This window comes from Halochromatium glycolicum, from assembly GCF_016584085.1.
GTDB classification, from domain to species: domain Bacteria; phylum Pseudomonadota; class Gammaproteobacteria; order Chromatiales; family Chromatiaceae; genus Lamprobacter; species Lamprobacter glycolicus.
Genome location: NZ_NRSJ01000041.1, coordinates 1 through 19,410, shown reverse-complemented (window position 1 = coordinate 19,410; position 19,410 = coordinate 1). Strand labels below are relative to the sequence as shown.

Sequence of the window (19,410 nt, the reverse complement as noted above, 5' to 3'; positions counted from 1 at the left end):
CGCAGGATTTTCGTTTGCCTTCGAGGAGCGTCGCCGGGAGCATAGCCGGGCTATATGACCGGCGGCGCGACGAAGAAGGCGAGCGAAAAGACCAGCAAGGCGGTATGAGCTTTGACAGAAATCGCCTAAGAGGCCGTTAGAAACCCTGTGGCGGAGCTGCTGCTCACGGTGGGGCCCGCAGCGCGTCGTAATCGATCGGCTCGATCGGCCGCGCGAGGTCACGCTCGAGCTCCCCAGCAAGCCTTAGCTCGATATCATGCGGGTGGATGCCGATCCGAATGGGTCGCCCAGTTCGGGTCGCGCGGTGCCGATTCCAATGGTTCCAGATCCGAAGGATCGGCACTCGGAGGGCATTGTCGCCCTCGTAGCCGAGCAGTGGGAGTCTCTGCAGTTGCGATGTGGGAGAAGCGCTAGCCTCGGCGACCATGACCCCATCGAAACGCTCATAGAGTGGGAACGGGCCACTCTCGCGCAGCTGCTCCAGCGTGACCCCGCCCATCGCCCACGCCGGCGGGACATAGAGCGACGGCGCATCCAGGCCGTGATCACCAAACCAGGCATGGCAGCGTCGGATCAGCCCGATGATGCCATCCACATCGAGCGCGAGGTGCTCCGCGACCCGGCGCGACAGGAAGAGGCTATGCAACCGATGATAGAGGCCGCCCAGCCGATCCGCATGATGGCGCCAGCCATGGCCTGCCAGGCGATATCCGTCACGCTGTAACTGCCGCAACTCGGCGATACCGCTCGCGGTCCAGTCGAGACCGGGCACCACCAGCAGGGTGACCGGCGCCAACCCATGATGCTCGAGTCGCTTCAGGGTGCGACGCACCGCCGGCATGGTCTCGGGCATCAGGTCATGGACCGAGACCAAGGCCCTCAGTGACGATTCAGTGGAGCGCCCTTCAGTCGATCGCGTCATGGTCAAGGCCGCGCGGTTCCTCGCCACGCAAGGTTGAGAGCCAATGCTCGAGGTTGCGCCTGTTGATCTCGCGCGCCGCGTCCCGTCCGAGTGCGGCCTTGCGCTCGAGGATGCTGCGGTCGAGCGCGCAGATCCGTTCCAACACCGCCGAAAGTGGCTCGTCCTCGCGCATCTGGAACAGGCCCCGATTGAGCAGGTCCCAGCTGAGGATGCCGCATTGTGAAGAGACGATAACCAGTCGCGCACGGGCCATCGCTTCCAGGGCGATGGTCCCGAACGATTCGATCGTCGACGGCAGCACCAGGATGTCGGTGTTGTCGATCAGGGGCAGGATCTGTTGGCGACGCACCCAGCCGACATACTCGAGATTGGGGAGCCGCCCGGCTTCCTGCTGCACCCATTCGCGCAACGGACCGTCACCGGCGATCTGAAACTGCAGCTGAGGAACGGCTTCGGCAGCCTCGGCGACGGCACCCAGATTCTTCTCCGGCGCCAAACGCCCCGCGAACAGCACGCGTTCGAGCTGCGGCCGCAGCGGGGTCAGGGGGACGTCGAGGAACCGCTTCGGGATCGGCGTACCCATCAGGCCGACATTCGTCGCCCCGATTGAGCGCGCTACCTCGAGCATCTCGTCTGAGTTGGCGAGCACCAGGTGGCTGGCCTTGAACAGGGCCCGATGGCAGGAGTTCAGATAGGTCTGCGCCAAGACCCCGAATAGCCGCCAATGGCTGTTCAGCGCCGCGAGCCGCTCGAAGTGGGTGTGGAAACCGACTACAAGCCGAGCGCCGTAGCGTTTCGCGAACATCAGGCCGGCCATCCCATAGGGACCCGGCGTTGGGATGATGATTGCGTTTGGGCTCAGACGCGCCAGCCGCCGCGTGATCAATTTGGGTCGCGGGACCAGGAAGCGTTGCGTGGGGTCGCCCGGCATCGGCATGGCCAGCCCGCCATACCACTGGCCGGCCCGGTATCGCGGCGAGATCAGCTCCACCTTGGCGCCGACCGCCTTGAGGTGATCGGCGAGATCACTGTAATAGGTGCCGACGCCATTTCGCTCGGGTGCGGCATCGGAAACGATCGCGACGCGCAAGTCACGCGCGTCCAGCAGCGGCGCTGGCTCGGCGGCCGATGCTGATGGGGTCGAGCCGGGCGGCAGCGAGGACCTCAACATGATGCGCCTCCGTCCGTGATCCTATGGTCCACGACCGAGTGATCCACGACCGGCGGCGCTGAGTACTGTTCCCTGTCCGCAGTGGCCGGAACCGCGGCAGCGAGCACCGGATGACGATAGGCGGTCGCAAAGCGCTCGCAAAGGCCTGCCGAGCTCAGACCGAACTGCTCGAGGCTGTAACGGTGAGTGCTCTGGTAGCGTCGCGCCCGTCCGTCCTCTTGCGCGAGCACCTTTGCGAAGGCCGGTGATAGTGGTAGCTCGAACCGGGCATAGATCGCTGTGATCAGTTCACCGAGCCCAGAGCGCAGCGCCTGCATCCCCAATGCGGCATGACGCCGTTCTGGTAGCTGTTCGCGCAACCGATCGAGGTTCTCGTAGTAGAACGCGAGCTGCGCGGTCAGCCGTTGCCGCACCGGCTCGCTGTTGGCAGGGACACCGAAGAACGCGAGTCCGGAGCCGATCGAGCTGAGCTGCGAGGGGACCGTCTCGACGGGGTCCCGCAGACTGACGATGAAGCGGGCGTCCGGAAAGCGCCGAGCCAGGCTTTGAGCCCAGGACGCGAACGCCGCATTCTTCGACAGCAGCCGCGTCGAGGGGCCGTGGACGTAGAGATGGCGCTTCAGACAACTCTCATAGAAATCCAACAACCGTTCCCGCTCGCGTTCGGGTAGGTCAGCATCGAACCGGCCGACGCGCCAGATGTGCTCGAAACCGGGGAAGGGCAGCGCAAGGATGAAACACGAGAGCGCCGGCATCAGCGCGAAGTAGTCTTCTTCCGGCGTTGTCAGTCCCATCGGATGGACATCGTCGAGCCCGGCGAACGCGCGTCGCTCCACCCAGCCCACGAGCTTTGCGCCGGGCGAACCGATGAGGCGATCGATCCGCGCCAGCCCCAGGAAGAACAGACGCTGAGTGACCGAAGGTGCAAACAGGCATTCCCAGGTGCGGAAGGTCGTGAACTGCTCGTCTTGGGCCAAGACCTGATGCAGGCGAGTCGTGCCGCTCCGTGGAACGCCCAGGACGAACACGGGCTCATCGATCGAGACGCGCCGCCACCCGCGGAAGAAGAGATCATCGAGCAGGAAGCCGAGCCAATGCAGGCCTTGAGCAACAGCGAAGACCGGCAGGAATGCGAGCATGACGAGCACGCGCCGCGGGCGCAACGAGGCCTGACCATCGGGTGAGCGCGTCAGGCTCGATACCAAGAGACCAATAAAGCGCTTGGTCGAGATCAGAAAGAGCTCAAACATGGCAGGCAGGATCAGCCTCTGCGTTGGATGTTGCCGAGCGTGGCAGCGGACGATCAAGAAGGATGCCTCGAACGCTCACAGGTAGGCGGCAACGAGGATGCCCGAGTGATTCGCGGGTCGGACTAGACGACAAGCGTTTTGAACGCTTGTCAGCACGTCATGGTACCTCAGGCATCGATCAAACCGAAATGCCCTGATCCGCGCCCGGGCCCGGCAGGGGCGCGGGCGCGACATCGATCAAGCGGCCCCTCAGGAGGATTGAACGGAACGGCTCGAGCGGACGTCCTCATCCTGGGTGCCCTGGCCATTCGAAGGCGCCGGGTTGTCTTGGCCCGGCGTTGATGAGTCCGCCTCGACCCTCGATTGAGCCTTTGACTGGGTCGGCGCCGAACGCGTCTCGGGCGCTCGCGCTTCGGCGCGATCGGGCGCGGGACCTTTGGTATCACTATCGCTGTGCTCCGACGTCGCAGCCGTTGAACTCGGCGCCGGGGTCTGCTCAGTGTCTGCCTCGATAGACTTGGAAGCAGGGCCCTGCGGCGACGCCTCGTGATCGTGCGGCTTGGCCTCAGCGACCACCGCTGCCGGGGTGGTCGCTGCGCTCGCCTTGTCGGCTGCGGGCGAGGTCGCCGATGGCCCCTCTGAGACTGGCGCCTCTGAGAGTGGCTGCTCTGGAGCTGTTTTCTCAGGGTGTGGCCTCTCAGGATGCGCCTTCTCTGGGCTTTCCTTCTCTGGGTGTGCCCTCTCTGGGGATACCTTTTCCGGAGCTGCTTCCTCCGGAGATGGCGTCTCAGCTCGTTGCTCGTTCGCACTGCTCACGGCCTTGGACGCCGCGGGGCGATCGCTTGCCTCCGGGGCGGGGGAAGGGGTCGGTTGCGCTGCACCCTGCGCCGGCACGTCGTCACCGTGGCTGGCCTCGGTTCCGGTCTCGCCGCCACTGCTGTCGCTGCGCCGCCGGCCGCGACCGCCCCGCCGACGGCGACTCGAACGGGAGCGGCTCGATGGCTTGTCGTCGCCGCTGGGCGAGGCCTGGACCTGGGGATCGCCCCCTCCCGTACCCTGATCCGCCCGGTCGCTGGTCGCTTCGCTCTTGCCTTCAGCCGGCACTGAGGCCGATGAAGGACCAGAGACCGGGGCCTGCCGACCATTCTGATCACCTGTCTCGCCGGCCGTAGCCTTCTGACCCGAGGGCTGTTTAGTCGGCGATCCCTCGGTAACCGTATCAGTTTGCCGGCGGGGGCCTTGCTCGGCGCGGTCCTGACTGGCGCCCTTCGCCGCGTCGCTGCCCGAGGTTGCGACGAGCGCCTTCGATCTCGGTGAGGCCTCAGCCGCGGTGGCCGAGGACTGACCGCCGTCATTCGCGTCATTGCCCTTCTTGGCAGGCTTTCTGCTCCCGTTCGCGACCTCGCCTGTCGCGTTGCCTGTCGCGTTGTTTGTCGCGTTGTTTGTCGCGTTGTTTGTCGCGTTGCCTGTCGCGTTATTGGCCGAGCTGGCCGCCTCGCCACCCTGTTGGCTGCGGCGACCGCGCCCGCCTCGCGAACCGCGCCTCGAGCTGCTGCGACGCGACTGATTCGACCCTTGACCGGCGCCATTGCCCTGTCCAGAGCTGGACTCGCTTGTGCTCTGTTGGCCGGCTGTCGGCTTGGTGCTCGTCGCCTGCTTGGACTTGGTCGGCTCCTGCTCGCGGCGCTCGCTCGTCGCGGTCCCGTTGCTGCTGCCGCCTTCGGCCCCATTGGAGCGACGCGGACGGCGTTCGCTGCGCTGGTCGCGCCCTGACTGACCATTTCGGGCGTTTCCATTCCGGGGGCCGCGCCTGTCCGATGATGCTGTCCGGTCTCGCTCACCCCCCGAGCTCGGTCCTTTCGAGTCACTGTCGTCGGTCGATGAGTGCTCGCCAGGAAGCGCTTCATCGGCCGGAATCGCAAACAGCGTGGTCCAGATGCGCTTGAGCACGCTCTCGGTCCGCCGTCCCTGCTCGCGGGCACTGACCTCAGGCATCGAGGAGGCGGCATCCTCATCGCTCGCGGTCTCGCGTTGCGGAGCGGGCATCGACGGCGCCAGCGCCTTGACCGCGGGCTCCTCTGCTCTGGGGATGCTATGCGGCCGCGCGAAGGCTGGCTCGGTGTCCAACGGACGGGCGGCGAGATCGTAGCTGAGCTCGCCCTCGGCAAGGCGCTCGGAATCCTGGGCCCGGATGCGCTCGATCTCGAAGTCCGGTGTCTCCATGTGGCGGTTTGGGATCAGCACCACATCGACCTTCTGCCGCTCCTCGATCTGCAGGATCTGGCGCCGCTTCTCGTTGAGCAGGAAGGTCGCGACCTCGACCGGGAGCTGGGCGAGGATGCGCGCGGTGCGGTCCTTCATCGCCTCCTCCTCGACGATGCGCAGGACCGAGAGCGCCAACGATTCGACGCCGCGGATCGTCCCTTGGCCTTTGCAGCGCGGGCACACGAGCTGGCTCGATTCGCCGAGCGACGGCCGTAACCGCTGGCGCGACATCTCCAGCAGGCCGAAGCGTGAGATGCGGGCGACCTGCACCCGGGCGCGATCGTGCTTGAGCGCATCGCGCAGCCGGTTCTCGACCTCGCGCTGGTTCTTCGCCGGCGTCATGTCGATGAAGTCGATCACGAACAGCCCGCCGAGGTCGCGCAGCCGCAATTGGCGGGCAATCTCGTCGGCGGCCTCGAGGTTCGTATTGAGGGCGGTCTCCTCGATGTCGGCGCCCTTGGTCGCGCGAGCGGAGTTGATGTCGATCGAGGTCAGCGCCTCGCCCTGGTCGATCACCAGCGATCCGCCGGAAGGCAGGCGCACCTCGCGCTGGAACACCGATTCGATCTGGCTCTCGATCTGGTAGCGGGTGAACAGTGGCACCTCATCCTGATAGAGCCGCAGCTTTTTCAGGTTCTGCGGCATCACCTGCCGCATGAACACCTCGGCCTTCTGATAGACCTTGGGATCATCGACGACGATCTCGCCGATGTCGGCGCGCAGGTGGTCGCGCATCGAGCGGATGATGACGTCGCTCTCCTGATAGATCAGGAACGGCGCCTTGCGCTCCTCGCCCGAGGTCTTGATCGCATCCCAGAGCTGCAGCAGGTAGTTCAGGTCCCACTGCAGTTCCTCGACGTTCTTGCCGACGCCGGCGGTGCGCACGATCAAGCCCATGTCCTCGGGCAGCTCGAGCTGGCTCAATACCTCGCGCAATTCGGAGCGGTCGGTCCCCTCGATCCGGCGCGAGACCCCGCCTGCACGCGGATTGTTCGGCATCAGGACCAGATAGCGGCCGGCCAGCGAGATGAAGGTGGTGAGCGCGGCGCCCTTGTTGCCGCGCTCCTCCTTGTCGATCTGAACCATGACCTGCTGGCCTTCCTTGATCAGCTCCTTGATGCTGGCGCGGGTGCCGGGCTTGGGCGCGTCCTGGCGGAAATAGCCGCGTGCGATCTCCTTCAGTGGCAGGAAGCCGTGACGGTCCGAGCCGTAATCGACGAAGGCCGCCTCCAGGCTCGGCTCGACCCGGGTGATGGTGCCCTTGTAGACGTTGGCCTTCTTCTGTTCGCGACCGGGACTCTCGATATCCAGATTGTAGAGTTGCTGGCCGTCAACGATGGCCACCCGCAACTCTTCCGGTTGAGTTGCGTTGATCAGCATTCTTTTCATCGTGTCTCAATTCTCTCGCCTTGGCGCGAGGCGCGTTCCGGCCGAGCCGTCTCGGTTGCGGAGGCGCGCGCAAGCGGCTCCCTGCGCCGCCGCGCTCAGGGTGCCAGGGCAAGCCCCGCCCGCGCGCGATTCGCGCTGAGCAGACGCCTCGTCTTGCGCCGCTGGCATGCCATGGGCACGCGCTCTTGTTTGATCTTTGGTGCCCGGCACTGAGGTGCACAGGACCCTGTCGAGCCATCAGCAGACGGCTGATGCTCGCCGAAACCGGTTGGGAGGAGAAGATCTGCAGAGTGCGCCGGCCGACGCGGTCCCGAGTCGGCCCAGGGTGAACGGCTGTCATCCTGGTATTGCGATGCGCGATAATATGGGCAAGCTGCCCACCGGTTCGTCGGCTCTGGCCTGAAGGGCAGGGCGTTTTGGTCGTTCTTGCTTGATCGTGCCAACCCAAAGGGCCGAGTCCCGAGAAGGTCGCCCGTTGCTCGACTTCATATGGAATCGAGCTAGGGATCAGGCCGGGGTCCCTTTCCAGCCGGCGACGTACCTGTTTTGTGCCGCTCCTCCTCCGTTGCATACGATGCCTGCATCGAGCAGACGTCACAGCCTTCAGCACAAGTCTTAGATGCTAGCAAGCTTTATCAATACCGGCAATTGACCTTGAAAATCCCCTCCAAACGGCACCGGCCGAAGCGGACCGACGACAGCCCGCCCCGAGGCCGATCGCGATCCGATAAGGCGGCTGCAGCGCAGGCGCAGATCAAGCGCCGTTCGTCCGCTTCGTCTTCAAAAGCCCCTGGCGTCAAGCGCGCTTCGACGCGGCCTGTTCGACGGGAGGACAGGCCCGTGGCCGGAACGGTGTCAACGTCGGCCGAATCTGGTGCCAAATTCGGGGCCAAACCCGGGGCCAAACCCGGGGCCAAATCTGCCGCCTCTGGCAATAGGGTGGAGGTCGTGACAGCATCAGCCGATGCTGCTGGCCAACGATTGGACAACTTTCTGCTCGGACGGCTCAAGGGCGTGCCGCGCAGTCTCGTCTATCGGCTCCTGCGCCGCGGCGAGATCCGCGTCAACAAAGGGCGCGCCCGGCCTGCGCAACGGCTCGAGGCCGGTGATCAGATCCGGCTGCCGCCACTGCGCCGCCCGGAGCAGGGCGAAACAGTGCCGCCGTCCGCTCAGCTTCAGGAACGCCTCGACCAGGCCGTGCTCTATGAGGACGAGCAGCTGCTGGTGCTCGACAAACCGGCCGGGCTCGCCGTCCATGGCGGTAGCGGCATCAGCCGCGGTGTCATCGAGACCTTGCGGGCGATGCGCCCAGGTGCCGAGCTCGAATTGGTCCACCGTCTGGACCGCGACACCTCCGGCTGCCTGCTGATCAGCAAGCGCCGCAGCGCCCTTCGGCGTTTGCATGCACAGCTGCGCGACGGGACGGTGCGCAAGCGTTACGCGGCGCTGCTCTGCGGCCCACTGCCGCAGCCCGAGACCGAGATCGATGCGCCCTTGGCGACCAACCGGCTGCGCGGCGGCGAGCGCGTGGTCCGTGTCGATCCGGTCCAGGGCAAGCCCTCTCGGACCTGGTTTCGTTCCCGCCAGCGCTTCGGTGCTTGGACGCTCGTGGAGGCCGAGCTCGATACCGGACGCACCCATCAGATCCGGGTTCACGCCGCCCATCTCGGTGCCGCTGTGGCCGGGGACCCCAAGTATGGCGACACCCTCGACAACGAGCGGCTGCGCGTGCTGGGATTGAAACGCTTGTTTTTGCATGCCGCGGCCCTGAGCTTTCGACCCCGCGACGATGCACCAATGGTCGAGGTCGCGGCGCCGCTGCCCGCGGACCTGACCGCCCTGCTGGAGAAGCTCGAGGACTAATCTTGTACAGCCCTGACAGCCCAGCGCCAGAGCCAGAGCCAGCGCCAGCGCCAGCGCCAGCGCCTGAGTTGGCCGATTTTGAGCTCATCGTGTTCGACTGGGATGGCACCCTGATGGACTCCGAAGGCCGCATCGTCGCCAGCATGCAGGCCGCCTTCGGCGAACTGGGGCGCGAGCCGCCGCCGGCCGCCGCTGTGCGCGAGGTCATTGGTCTCGGGCTCGACGAGGCGATGCGGCGCCTCCCCGGGGTCGCGCGTGACGAGGCGCTCGATGAGCTGATCGCGCGCTACCGCTATCATTACCTCTCGGCAAACCGCACGCCGACCCCGCTCTTCGAGGGCGCGGCGGCGTTGGTCGAGGCGCTCCATGCGCGCGGCGATCTCCTTGCGGTCGCGACGGGCAAGAGCCGGGCTGGCCTCGATCAGGCGCTGGAGCAAAGCGGATTGCAGCGATACTTCCATGCGACCCGCACTGCCGAGGACACCTTCTCGAAACCGAATCCGACGATGCTGTTCGAACTGATGGATGAACTCGGGGCCAGCGCCGATGCGACCCTGATGATCGGCGACACCGAATATGACCTGCTGATGGCGAACAATGCTGGCGTCCGGGCCTTAGCCGTCGGCTACGGGACTCAGCCCGCCGAACGGTTGCTGGCCCATGGACCGCTCGCCTGTGCCCCCTCGCTCAAGGTGCTCAGCGATTGGCTACTGGTCTGAGCATCGGGCGCCGAGTTGAACCTTCAAACGCTGGGCTTGGCCTTGGCCCAGGATCTCTATCTTCCCTGTGGGAGCCTGCTGCATGAAGCTACCGAGATGGATTACCCGCTGGAAGCGGGACGACATCGTCAAACGTTCGCAGATGCCCGATCCGGAAAACCCGGAATGGGAACGCGCATTGATCAACCGGCTCGCGGCCGAGTTCCTGGCTCACCAAAGGCGCTCACGCCGCTGGGGGCTGATACTCAAGTTCGGCGTCCTGGCCTATCTGATCCTGCTCTCGATCACGCTGATGATGGACGGCGTCGGCAAGTCGGTTGGCGCTGCGACGTCGCATACGGCCTTGGTCGAGATCGACGGGCTGATCGCACCCAAGACCGAGGCGAGCGCTGACAATATCGTTAAAGGTTTGCGCAAGGCCTTCGAGGCGGACAAGTCGAAGGCCGTGCTGGTGCGCATCAATAGCCCCGGCGGCAGCCCGGTCCAGGCGGGCTACGTCTACGACGAGATCGGGCGCCTGCGCGAGAAGTATCCGGATAAGCCGCTCTATGCGGTCGCCTCCGATGTCTGTGCATCCGGTGCCTACTACATTGCCAGCGCCGCCGATGCCATCTATGTCGACCAGGCGACCCTGATCGGCTCGATCGGCGTGCGGCTCGACAGCTTCGGCTTCCAACGCGCGCTCGATGAGCTTGGGATCGAGCGCCGGCTGATCACCGCCGGCGAGCACAAGGGCATCCTGGACCCATTCTCGCAACTGGAAGAGCAGGATCGCGAGTTCCTCCAAGGGCTGCTCGACAACCTCCACCAACAGTTCATCAACGCCGTCAAGGAAGGGCGGGGCGATCGGTTGAAGGGCGGCGAGGAGCTGTTCAGCGGCCTGTTCTGGACCGGTGAGGAGAGTGTGGATCTGGGCCTTAGTGACGGGCTTGGCAGTCCGGGCTATGTCGCCCGTGAGATCATCGGCGTCGAGGAGGTTGTCGACTACAGCCAGGAGCGCGATCTACTTGACCGCTTCGCGGAACGGCTCGGAGCAGCCTTCGCGACCACCCTCGCCGAGCTCAGCGGTTCGGCGCTGCCGGTGCTGCGCTAGCCCTCACTCCGACGAGCAGGCGTCAGCGACGCCACGCTGTCGCAGACCCATTGGTAGCCAATGCGCTCCTGCTCGAGGCGAATCCGCTCGCCCAAACGGTCGTCACAGAGGTCTGCATAGAGCGTCTGCTCAGCCTCGGTCAGCCGTTCCAATGCGCCTCGGTGACGCTGCGCGGAGGGCTCCTGGCCCCAGAGGGCGCGGTGGCCGAGCAGGGTCGCGCGGTCCATCAGCAGTGAGCGCGTGTGCGGCAAGTGCGCGCGGCAGCGGTCCAGGATCGCGAAGCCGTGGGTGTCGAGGTCGCCCCAGTAATGGACGGCCGTCCGCCGCAGCCAGGGGACCTCGGCCAGGCGCTCGAGCCCATAGCCGAGCCCGAAGATCACCAGCGCGCCGACGGCTTCCGGGAAGGCGAGGCCGTTGATCCGGTTCTCGGTGATGAACACGCGCGCCACCGGCAGCTCGAGCGCCGCGAACTGCTCCGCCGGCACCGACAGGTCGGAAAGGCCCTGAATGGCAAGCGCCGGATCGAGCAGCCGAAACCGGATCAGCGGCGGCTCCTCGCGCAGGCCGTAGCGTTGATTGAAACGGCGCGCACCAGTCACGCTTGCATCGATCGCCGCCTCCGGCAGCACCGCATCGAGCAATTCGCCGAGCAGGGCGCGGCGGGCCTCGATGAACTTGGTGTCGACGTCGGGGAGATCGATCTGGCGCAGATAGCAGCCCGGCCGCGGGTGGCGCTGGAAATGGGCCAGCACGGCCAGGATGCGCGGCCACTCGTCGGCGCGCTCAAGCAGGGTCAGCGGGCGCTTGCCGATCCAGTCCTTGAGCTCGGGGAAACCCGCCAGCGTCTGCGCGCACAGCTGCTCGAAGCGCTCGGCCTCGCGCTGGCGCCCGAGCAGTCGCAGCGCATCGGCCTCGGTCGGGACGCGGATCGCCTGCGGCAGCGGATTGCGGCCGTGCACGCGATGGTTGAGCGTCCGCCACTCGATCTCGTAGCCGAAGCCGCGCCGTTCGCTGCTGCCCGCACGCAAGCGCTCGACCCAGGTGCGCACCGCGTCGAACCTCGCGCTCAGATGGGCCGAGGTCGGACGCTTCAGCCGCAGCGCGAGCGGGAACAGGGCGTCGCCGTTGACGCGCGCCGCCAGGATCGCGCCGCGCTCCCAGTGCCGCTCGAGCTGGGCCCTGATCTCGGCCGGCGTCGTCCAGCCCGCATTCGCCTGCGGCGCCCTGGTGCCGGGCTGACTTGTGGCCTCGTACTGGCTCATCGGATCGTGCGCGCCTATCAGGAACCGAAAGCGCTGAACGCGCCGTTCAGTCTTCCCTGCGCTAGCCTATGCTTCAACCTAGGTTCGTTGAATTCGTGCCCATGAACGCCCCAGGCCGCGCCACCCTTTTCACCAATGGCAGCAATCAAGCGATTCGCATCCCGCGAGACTTCGAGCTGCCCGGCAGAGAAGCGCTGATCCGCAAGGAGGGCGACCGCTTGATCATCGAGCCGGTGCCCCCGCCGAGGCTGCTCGCGGTGCTGGCGACCCTTGAGCCCATCGACGAAGCATTCCCGGATATCCAAGATCCGGAAATAGCGTTTCGGCGCGTCGGCCCGTACTGAACTGGCGTGTTCATGCCGATTAGCATCGGAACATCGAGGCCATTACCCTTGAGCGCGCCGCGCGGCCTTTTCGGCGCGGTACTCCTCGATGGTCAGGTTGCGCAGCATGGACTGACGCCCATCGGGGCTGTGCACGAAACCGACACTGGCGACATAGGGCTCGATGATGTGGATCTTCTGCAGCGGGGTGATTACCAGCAGCTGCAGGTTGAGGCGCTGGAACAGCGCCAGCCCGTACTGGGCCGACTCATCGGAACCGCGCCCGAAGGCCTCGTCGATCACGACGAAGCGGAACGAGCGCGAGCGGCGCTCGCCCCATTCCAAGCCGAACTGATAGGCGAGGCTGGCGGCGAGCACGGTGTAGGCGAGCTTCTCCTTCTGTCCGCCGGATTTGCCGCCGGAGTCGGAGTAGTGCTCGTGCTCGGTGTCATCCTCGCGCCAGCGCTCCGAGGCCGAGAAGCTGAACCAGTTGCGCACGTCGGTGACCCGGCGCGTCCAGCGGCGGTCGGCCTCGGTGGTGCCCTCGCGGCCGCGGAAGCGCTCGACGATCTGCTTGACCTGCAGAAACTTGGCCTCGGTGTACTGATCGCCACCGCCTCCTGTGGCGCCGCCCGTGGTCACATCCTCGGTGCAGGCCCGCAGCTCGCGCTGGAAGTCGCGCACATCGGCATCGGTGCTGGGCTCGCTGAGGAGCTGGATGTAGCGGCCGGGGTTGTAGTCGATCGCGTACAGCGAGCGGTTGATGGTCTCGATGCGCGCGCGGATGCCCTCGCGCTCGCGGTGCAATTGGGCCTGGAAGCCGGCGACCTCGCGGATCGTGTTCTCGTTGAGCAGCTGTTTGAAGCGGTCCTCGAAGTGCGGTAGATCATCCTGCTGCAACTGGGCCAGCATGGCGCGGTACTCATCGGCCGCGGCGACGCTGACATCGACCTCCTGGGTCTCGAGCGGATACTCCTGGCAATAGGCCTGCATCGCCTGGATGATGCGCTCGGCCAGGCTGCGCAGGCGTTTCTCCTCGGCGTCGAGCCGCGCCTGCAGCCATTCGCGCATCTGGGTCTGCTTGTTGTCGCAGGACTCGAGCGTGAGTCGGTGCGCCCCGAGCGCCTCGTCACGCAGGTCCGCGAGCCGCGGGAACCAACGCGCGCGCGCCTCCGCGGGCGTGGCCTCGAGCAGCGCCCGGGTCTCGGCCAGCTGGGCCTGCAGCTGCTCGCAGCGATCCTGGAGCTTGACGCGCTCACCTTTGGCGGCGTCCAGGTTCTGCTCGGTCTGCTGCAGCGCCGTTTCCAGATCGCTGAGCTGCCGCTCGAGGATACGCAGCTGATCCGAGGCCGCCTCGAGCGCCTGGCGCTCGCGCTCCAGGGCCTCGATCTCGCTGCTCAACGGCTGCCAGGCGAGCTCGCGATAGTCGCGGAACATCTCGAGCCGGCCAAGCTGCTCGAGGCGCTCCTGCAGCGCGCGCTGTTGCTGCTGATGGGCGCTGATCGTCTCGGCAACGGTCTGGATGCGCTGCTCGAGATCGCGCGCGCGCTTCTCGAGCGCGGCGATCTTGGCGGCGTTCGACCAGCCCAGCACGAAGCGCGAGCGGTCGTCGATCCGGTGGCGGTCGTCCTTCTCGTGGCGCTCGCCGCCGGTCTTGATCTGGCCCTGTCGAGTCAGTGCTTGTTTCTCACGCCGGAACTGCTCCAGGGTATCGCAGCAGGCGTGCTCGGCGCGGTGGGCGAGCTCGGCCTCGAGCCAGGGGTAGAACGCAGAATCCGGCTTGATCGCGAGCTTGCGGAACAGGGCATCCGGATGCAGCCCGGCCGGGTCGATCGGACGTCGCGATCGTACCCGGAAATAGACCAGGCGACCGCCGAGGTGGGTCTGGTCGACCCAGTCGGCGACAGTGCCGTAGTGGTCCTCGGGCACCAGCAGCGACAAGGCGAAATTGTGCAGCAGGCGCTCGGCGGCACCTTCCCAGTCGGCCTCCTCCTCGCGCACCTGGATCAGCTCGCCGGCGAAGGGCAGGGCCGTCTCCTCGAGTCCAAGCTCGGCGCAGAGCCGATCGCGTACCGTCAGCACCCGCGCCGGGAGGTTCGAGCGGCGCCGGCGCAACGAGTCGAGCTCCTCGCTGAGCGCGCGATGCTCCTCGCGCAGCCCATGCAGGGTGACATGCTGCTCGGTCAGCGCATTCTGCACGGCGTCCTGCTGCTCCGTCGCGGTTTGGCGCGCCTCGGCCAGGGCGCGTTGGTTGCGCTGGAAGCCATCGGCATCGGCGGCGGGGTCCAGGCCGAGCGCCGCGGCGAGCTCCGCGTACTGCGTCGCACGGCGGTGGCGCTCATCGCGCTCGATGCCCTTGCGGGCGATCTCGGCCTTGAGCTGCTCGATGCGGTCGCCGCCCTGGTCGCGGATCGCCTGCTTGAGCTGATCGCGGCGGGCCTGATGGCCCTGGCGCTCCGCATCGAGCTGACGGATACGCTCGGCGAGGCGGGCGATCTGCTGCGCATAGTCCTGGATGCGCTGCTGCAGAAGCCCGCCCTTGAGCTCGGCGAACCAGGGTCGCAGGGCCTCGCGGCAGGCGCGCAGCTCCTCGGCGCGCTGGCTGGTCTCGGCATGACGGTCGGCATCGGCGACCAGCGGCTGCAGCGCCGCGACCTGGGCCTTGGCCTTGAGTACCGCCTCATGGGCGCGATGGAGATCATCGAAGTGGCCGATCAGCGCCTCGATGCGCTGCTCGACCGGGAACGGCTCGAGCATGTGCGCGCGCACGAAGTCGGTGAGGTTGCCGACTGACTTCATCGACACGGTCTGATTGAACAGGTCCATCGCCTGCTCGGCGTCGATGCCGAAGCGGCGGCGGAAGGCGGCGCCGTAGGGCGGGAAGGCATCGAACAGCTCGACGCCCTGGGTCCGGCGCAGGCGCTTGCGCAATTGGGTCAGATCGTTGCCGAAGTCGGCGAAATCGGCGCGGATGCTCAAGCGACGGTCGGCGACGATGTAGAAGCGCACCGGCTGGCCCTGGGTGTCCTTGTGCCAGAACACCTGCGCCAGGGTGACGGGCTGGTCATAGCCAGCGTTATGGAACTGGCCGAGGATCACCGAGTAGCTGTGGTGGTCGCGCAGGGCGACCGCGCGCGCGGCGCTGCCGCCCTCGGCGCGCTCGGACTTGTAGTAGCCGAGCACATAGGAGCGCAGGCTGCGCTCGCGGGTCTCGGCACCGGCGGCCTTGTTGTAGGTGATCTTCTGCGCTGGGACCAATAGCGTGGTCACGGCATCGACCAGGGTCGACTTGCCGGAGCCGATGTCGCCGGTGAGCAGGGTATTGGCCCCGTTCAGGCTCAGGCTCCAGACCTGGCCGTCGAAGGTGCCCCAGTTGAGCAGCTCGATCCGCTGCAGGCGGAATCCGGCCTGGGCCTCGCTGGCCGCGAAGTCGAGCAACGGCGCTTGGGTGGGCTCCAGCGGCAGCGACGCCTGCGCAAGCTGCTCCGAGGGCCCGTGCTCGGGGGACTGATGCTCGGGGGGCCTCTGCTCTGGGGACCGGCGCTCCGGGGCATGCTGTTCGGACGCGACAGGGCGATTCATGACGTCTCCCCATCGGCAGCATGGGCCCGGTAGTCGGCCAGGCGCTGATCGAGCTCGGCGAGCCATTGGGCATCGACGAAGGCCTTGAGGATGCGCCGCACCTCGAACTGGCCCTCCTGGCCGCGCAGCCGGCGCAGGAAGCCGAGCTCGACCACCTTGTTGATGTGGGTGTCCATCCGGTCCATCAGCCGCGCCTCGTTGCTGGTCTCGGCCAGGAACACCCGCATCAGGTCGACGATCTGCTCGCGCGCGAGCACCAGGCGCGGATCGCCGCCGCCGGCATCGTGCTCGGCCAGCTTGCGCCGCAGCAGGGCCAGCAGCAGGCTGACCGGATAGCTCAGCTGGCGCCGCGGCACCAGACGCGGGCGCTCGGGCTCGCCCTCGGCCGGCGCGCGCTGGCGCAGATAGGCATAGCCCTCGGCCTCGTCCAGTAGCAGCTCGAGGCCGAGTACGCCGACATAGTCGCGCACCCGCGCCTGCAACGCGAGCAGCGCCTGCCAGGCCGCCGGGGCGCTGTCCTGGTAGACCACGCCCTTGAACAGCGGGATCAATGCCTGCGAGAGTTCAGCGCCGCGCTCGGCGGCGTCGGATTCCGGGGTCATACGACTTTGACTCAGTACCCGCCCTTGTTCGAATCGAAGAGCGGCTTCGATCGATCGGCCTGACTCTAGCGTTGATGCCGCGGCATGTCGATCACCGCGGCCAAGGCTTTTGCGGCGGCTGGCGGCGGCGATCGCTCAGCGACCGCGCGAAGGCGTCCTTAGCCAGGCGTGCTGCGCGCTCGGCTCAGCCAGCCGATGACGCTGCCGCCCGCACGAAGATCACCGTCGGCAGGGTCGCCTGCCGTTCGACGCCGCGGGCATCGGTCCAACGCACCGTCTCGCGGTGGGCATCGTCGATGACCGCATCAGGCTGCTCGGCGGCGAGGCTGAGGTAGGCGACCAGCTCGGCCAGCCCTTGCTCGAGCGGGTGCTCGGCGAGCACCTCCGAGAGCGGGACTTGGTCGCGGCGCTGCAGGCTCTTGCGCACATTCGCCGCCAAGCGCAGCTTGTCGACATAGACCTGCTCGAACAGGGCCTCGGCGTCGATCCCGCCGCTCTCGGCCTCGACCACCTGCTGCGCGATGCGCGGCTTGAACGGCGGACTGAACAGCGGCCGATCCATCACCAGCTCGACCTGCGGGGCGCTGTCGTCGAGCGCCATGAAGGGGTCGCCGGGCGGCTGCTCGCGCACCGCGAGCGCCTGCTGCTCGATGCCGTGGAGGATGTCCATGATGCGGCGGTTCTCGAGCCAGGCCTGATCGTCGAGGAACTTGCGCAGCTGCTCCGAAAGGCGGGCGACCGTGCGCTGGGCCGATTCGCCGGCCTCGAGCCAATCATAGTGAACGCGGGCGAGGCGCCGGTCCGGCTCCAGCTCCGCGACCGCCGGCAGCGCGAGCATCTGCTCCAGCAAGTTGGTCAGGCGCTCCTGCTGGGCCGGCGACATCAGCAGATCCCAGAACGCATGGAAGCTGCGGCCCTGATCGGAATCGGTGATCGCGTCGCGGTCGCCGAACACCTCCGCCAGCAGTTCGCCCTTGCCCTTGTCCCAGGTGGTGATACGCTCGCGCACCGCGCGGTCGAGGTCGCGGAAGTTCTGCTCGACCTGGCGGAAGTCCGCGAGCAGGCTGCGGGCGCTCTGCTCGACCTGGAAGAAGCGCTCCTTGACCTGGGTCGGGTCCATCAGCTCGAGCTCGCCGTTCTCGACCCGGGCGATCTCGGCATCGAGCGCGGCGCGCTGTCGATGCAGCGTGGCGAGCCGGACCTCGGGGTCGGTCTCGGTGCCCTGCACCAGTTGCTGCAGCAGCTCGAAGATCGCCAGCAGGCGGGATTCGGTGCCGATGAACTGGCGCTGCTCGAGACCGGCTACCCACTCCAGCGCGCGCTCGGTCGCGGGCGTCAGGTCGTAGTGCGGTTCGTCGCTGTCGTCGCGGTAATAGCGGCGCAGCCAGCCGCGCTCGTCGCCGCTCCAGTCGCTCAGGTAGGCGCTGGCCGCGCGGGGAAAGGCCTCGGCACCGAGCGTCTGGCGCAGCTCGAACAGCAGGTCCTCGAGCTGGGCGACGAGCGCCCCTTCGGCGAGGCTGCGATGATTGGGCGTGATGAAGGCGCGCTGGAGGAAGGCGATCACCAGCGGCGCGTGGGTGGCGGCCAGCAAGCGCCAGGCCGGATGATCGCGGCGCAACTGCTCGAGCGCCTGGTAGCCGAGGTCCGTGCCCACTGCCGACTCCTAGGCGTCAATCCGCATCCTGCATCGCTTCGGCCAGCGCTCGAGCTCTGTACTGGAATGGGGTCATGCAGTCGCTCGACAGCGCGTCCAAAGCGGAATGAGACACTGGGCCGGCGTCGCGCCCGTCGCGTTGGCCCCTGGATTGCCCACGCAGTCGCACATCGGGCCGGCGCTCATTGGGTCAGGGGATCGATCCCGGCGGCCCGCAGCAGCTGCGTCAGCCGGATCAGGGGCAGGCCGATCAGGCTGGTCGGATCGGCGCCGTCGAGGCGCGCGAACAGCGCGATGCCGAGCCCTTCCGATTTGAAGCTGCCGGCGCAGCCGAACGGCTGCTCGCGGTCGACATAGCCGGCGATCTCGCGCTCGGCGAGGTCACGGAACAGGACCCGGTAGGATTCGCAGCGGACCTCGGCGCGGTCAGTGGCGGCATCGTACAGGCAGAGCCCGGTCTCGAACACGACCTCGCGCCCGGAGGCCCGGCGCAATTGTTCCAGCGCACGGGCGCGCGAGCCGGGCTTGCCGAGCACCTGGCCGTCGAGGCAGGCGACCTGGTCCGAGCCGATGATCAGTGCATCGGGGAATTTGGCGGCGACGGCCCGCGCCTTCTGCTCAGCAAGGCGTTGGACCAAGGCTTGCGGCGGTTCGTTCGCGTGCCGGGTCTCGTCGATGTCCGGCGCGGCGGTCGCGAACGCCAGCCCCAGGCGCCCGAGCAGCTCGCGCCGGAACGGCGAGGTCGAGGCCAAGACGAGGGGCCGCAGTGACCCGGCATCCGGTTTGGATTCGCTGGCGGCGGTCATCGAATCCACTCGATCAATCGCATCAGTGGATCGCCGGCGACGGTCTCGCACTCGACCCGTCCACGGACGCTTTCGCCGGCCGCATGCACCGCCTCGGGATCGCCGCAGACCAGCGGATGCCAAGCGGGCAGCGGCTTGCCCTCGGCCAGCAACCGATAGGCGCAGGTCTGCGGCATCCAGCGCGGATCGGCAAGGGTCTCGGGCGTCAGGGTGACACAGTCCGGGACGCGTTCGGAGCGATTCAGGTAATCGCTGCACTGGCAATGCTGGTGATCGAGCAGGTGGCAAGCGACATCGGTGTAGTGGATGGCGCCGGTGTCCTCGTCCTCGAACTTGGTCACGCAGCACTTGCCGCAGCCGTCGCAGAGTGATTCCCATTCGACGGCGGACATCTGCGCGAGCGGCACCCGCTCCCAATAGCGGTGCTCGGGCGTCTGGGGGCTCGACTGGGAACGCGTCCGGTGGGACGGCTGGCCGGGCGCTTGGTGGGGCGTCGGGGAGGGCATCTG

The 19,410-nt window shown here is 67.0% G+C and carries 14 protein-coding genes; 4 read left to right on the top strand and 10 right to left on the bottom strand.

Going from position 1 to position 19,410, the window contains the following annotated elements; all coding sequences use genetic code 11:
- Window positions 1–163: 163 nt before the first annotated feature.
- The 4 genes from CKO40_RS18105 to CKO40_RS18090 all read right to left on the bottom strand — a co-directional run bounded on the left by CKO40_RS18105 (window position 164) and on the right by CKO40_RS18090 (window position 6,997).
- Window positions 164–922, bottom strand: a complete 759-nt coding sequence (locus CKO40_RS18105; protein WP_200347853.1) for a polysaccharide deacetylase family protein — start codon at window positions 920–922, stop codon at window positions 164–166.
- The gene (locus tag CKO40_RS18100) at window positions 906–2,093 is read right to left on the bottom strand and encodes a glycosyltransferase (RefSeq protein WP_200347852.1); all 1,188 of its coding nucleotides are present in this window, start codon (window positions 2,091–2,093) and stop codon (window positions 906–908) included. Before CKO40_RS18100 ends, CKO40_RS18105 begins: the two co-directional genes overlap by 17 nt.
- Entirely contained in the window at window positions 2,087–3,343 is a 1,257-nt protein-coding gene (locus tag CKO40_RS18095; RefSeq protein ID WP_200347851.1) for a sulfotransferase, read from the bottom strand. Before CKO40_RS18095 ends, CKO40_RS18100 begins: the two co-directional genes overlap by 7 nt.
- A 249-nt stretch (window positions 3,344–3,592) precedes the next feature.
- Complete coding sequence (locus tag CKO40_RS18090) at window positions 3,593–6,997, bottom strand: Rne/Rng family ribonuclease (RefSeq protein WP_200347850.1); 3,405 nt, start codon at window positions 6,995–6,997, stop codon at window positions 3,593–3,595.
- A 939-nt stretch (window positions 6,998–7,936) separates the two neighbouring features.
- Between CKO40_RS18090 and CKO40_RS18085 the strand changes: the two genes are divergently transcribed.
- From CKO40_RS18085 to CKO40_RS18075, 3 genes are all read left to right on the top strand, one after another.
- Window positions 7,937–8,860, top strand: a complete 924-nt coding sequence (locus tag CKO40_RS18085) for an RluA family pseudouridine synthase (RefSeq protein WP_420827395.1) — start codon at window positions 7,937–7,939, stop codon at window positions 8,858–8,860.
- A gap of 68 nt (window positions 8,861–8,928) precedes the next feature.
- The gene (locus CKO40_RS18080) at window positions 8,929–9,579 is read left to right on the top strand and encodes an HAD-IA family hydrolase (RefSeq protein WP_200347892.1); all 651 of its coding nucleotides are present in this window, start codon (window positions 8,929–8,931) and stop codon (window positions 9,577–9,579) included.
- Between the two features lie 82 nt (window positions 9,580–9,661).
- Window positions 9,662–10,672, top strand: coding sequence for a S49 family peptidase (locus tag CKO40_RS18075; protein ID WP_200347849.1), 1,011 nt, complete (start codon window positions 9,662–9,664; stop codon window positions 10,670–10,672).
- Here the strand turns inward: CKO40_RS18075 and CKO40_RS18070 are convergent.
- Window positions 10,669–11,934, bottom strand: a complete 1,266-nt coding sequence (locus CKO40_RS18070) for a Wadjet anti-phage system protein JetD domain-containing protein (RefSeq protein WP_200347848.1) — start codon at window positions 11,932–11,934, stop codon at window positions 10,669–10,671. The genes CKO40_RS18075 and CKO40_RS18070 overlap by 4 nt on opposite strands.
- 101 nt (window positions 11,935–12,035) lie before the next feature.
- Here CKO40_RS18070 and CKO40_RS18065 point away from each other — a divergent pair, with 101 nt between their 5' ends.
- Complete coding sequence (locus tag CKO40_RS18065) at window positions 12,036–12,278, top strand: antitoxin (protein WP_200347847.1); 243 nt, start codon at window positions 12,036–12,038, stop codon at window positions 12,276–12,278.
- Between the two features lie 42 nt (window positions 12,279–12,320).
- On the opposite strand, the gene CKO40_RS18060 is transcribed toward CKO40_RS18065, so the two are convergent.
- From CKO40_RS18060 to CKO40_RS18040, 5 genes are all read right to left on the bottom strand, one after another.
- On the bottom strand, window positions 12,321–15,839 hold the full coding sequence (locus tag CKO40_RS18060) for an ATP-binding protein (RefSeq protein WP_200347846.1): 3,519 nt from the start codon (window positions 15,837–15,839) through the stop codon (window positions 12,321–12,323).
- Window positions 15,836–16,441: a DUF4194 domain-containing protein gene (locus CKO40_RS18055; RefSeq protein WP_200347845.1), complete on the bottom strand. Its 606-nt coding sequence runs from the start codon at window positions 16,439–16,441 to the stop codon at window positions 15,836–15,838. Before CKO40_RS18055 ends, CKO40_RS18060 begins: the two co-directional genes overlap by 4 nt.
- 184 nt (window positions 16,442–16,625) lie before the next feature.
- Window positions 16,626–18,095, bottom strand: coding sequence for a DUF3375 family protein (locus CKO40_RS18050; RefSeq protein WP_200347844.1), 1,470 nt, complete (start codon window positions 18,093–18,095; stop codon window positions 16,626–16,628).
- 182 nt (window positions 18,096–18,277) lie between these two features.
- Window positions 18,278–18,901, bottom strand: coding sequence for a Maf family protein (locus tag CKO40_RS18045; RefSeq protein WP_276570831.1), 624 nt, complete (start codon window positions 18,899–18,901; stop codon window positions 18,278–18,280).
- Window positions 18,898–19,410, bottom strand: a 513-nt coding sequence (locus CKO40_RS18040; RefSeq protein ID WP_338074215.1) for a YcgN family cysteine cluster protein, incomplete at its 5' end; no start/stop codon positions are given. The genes CKO40_RS18045 and CKO40_RS18040, both read right to left, overlap by 4 nt.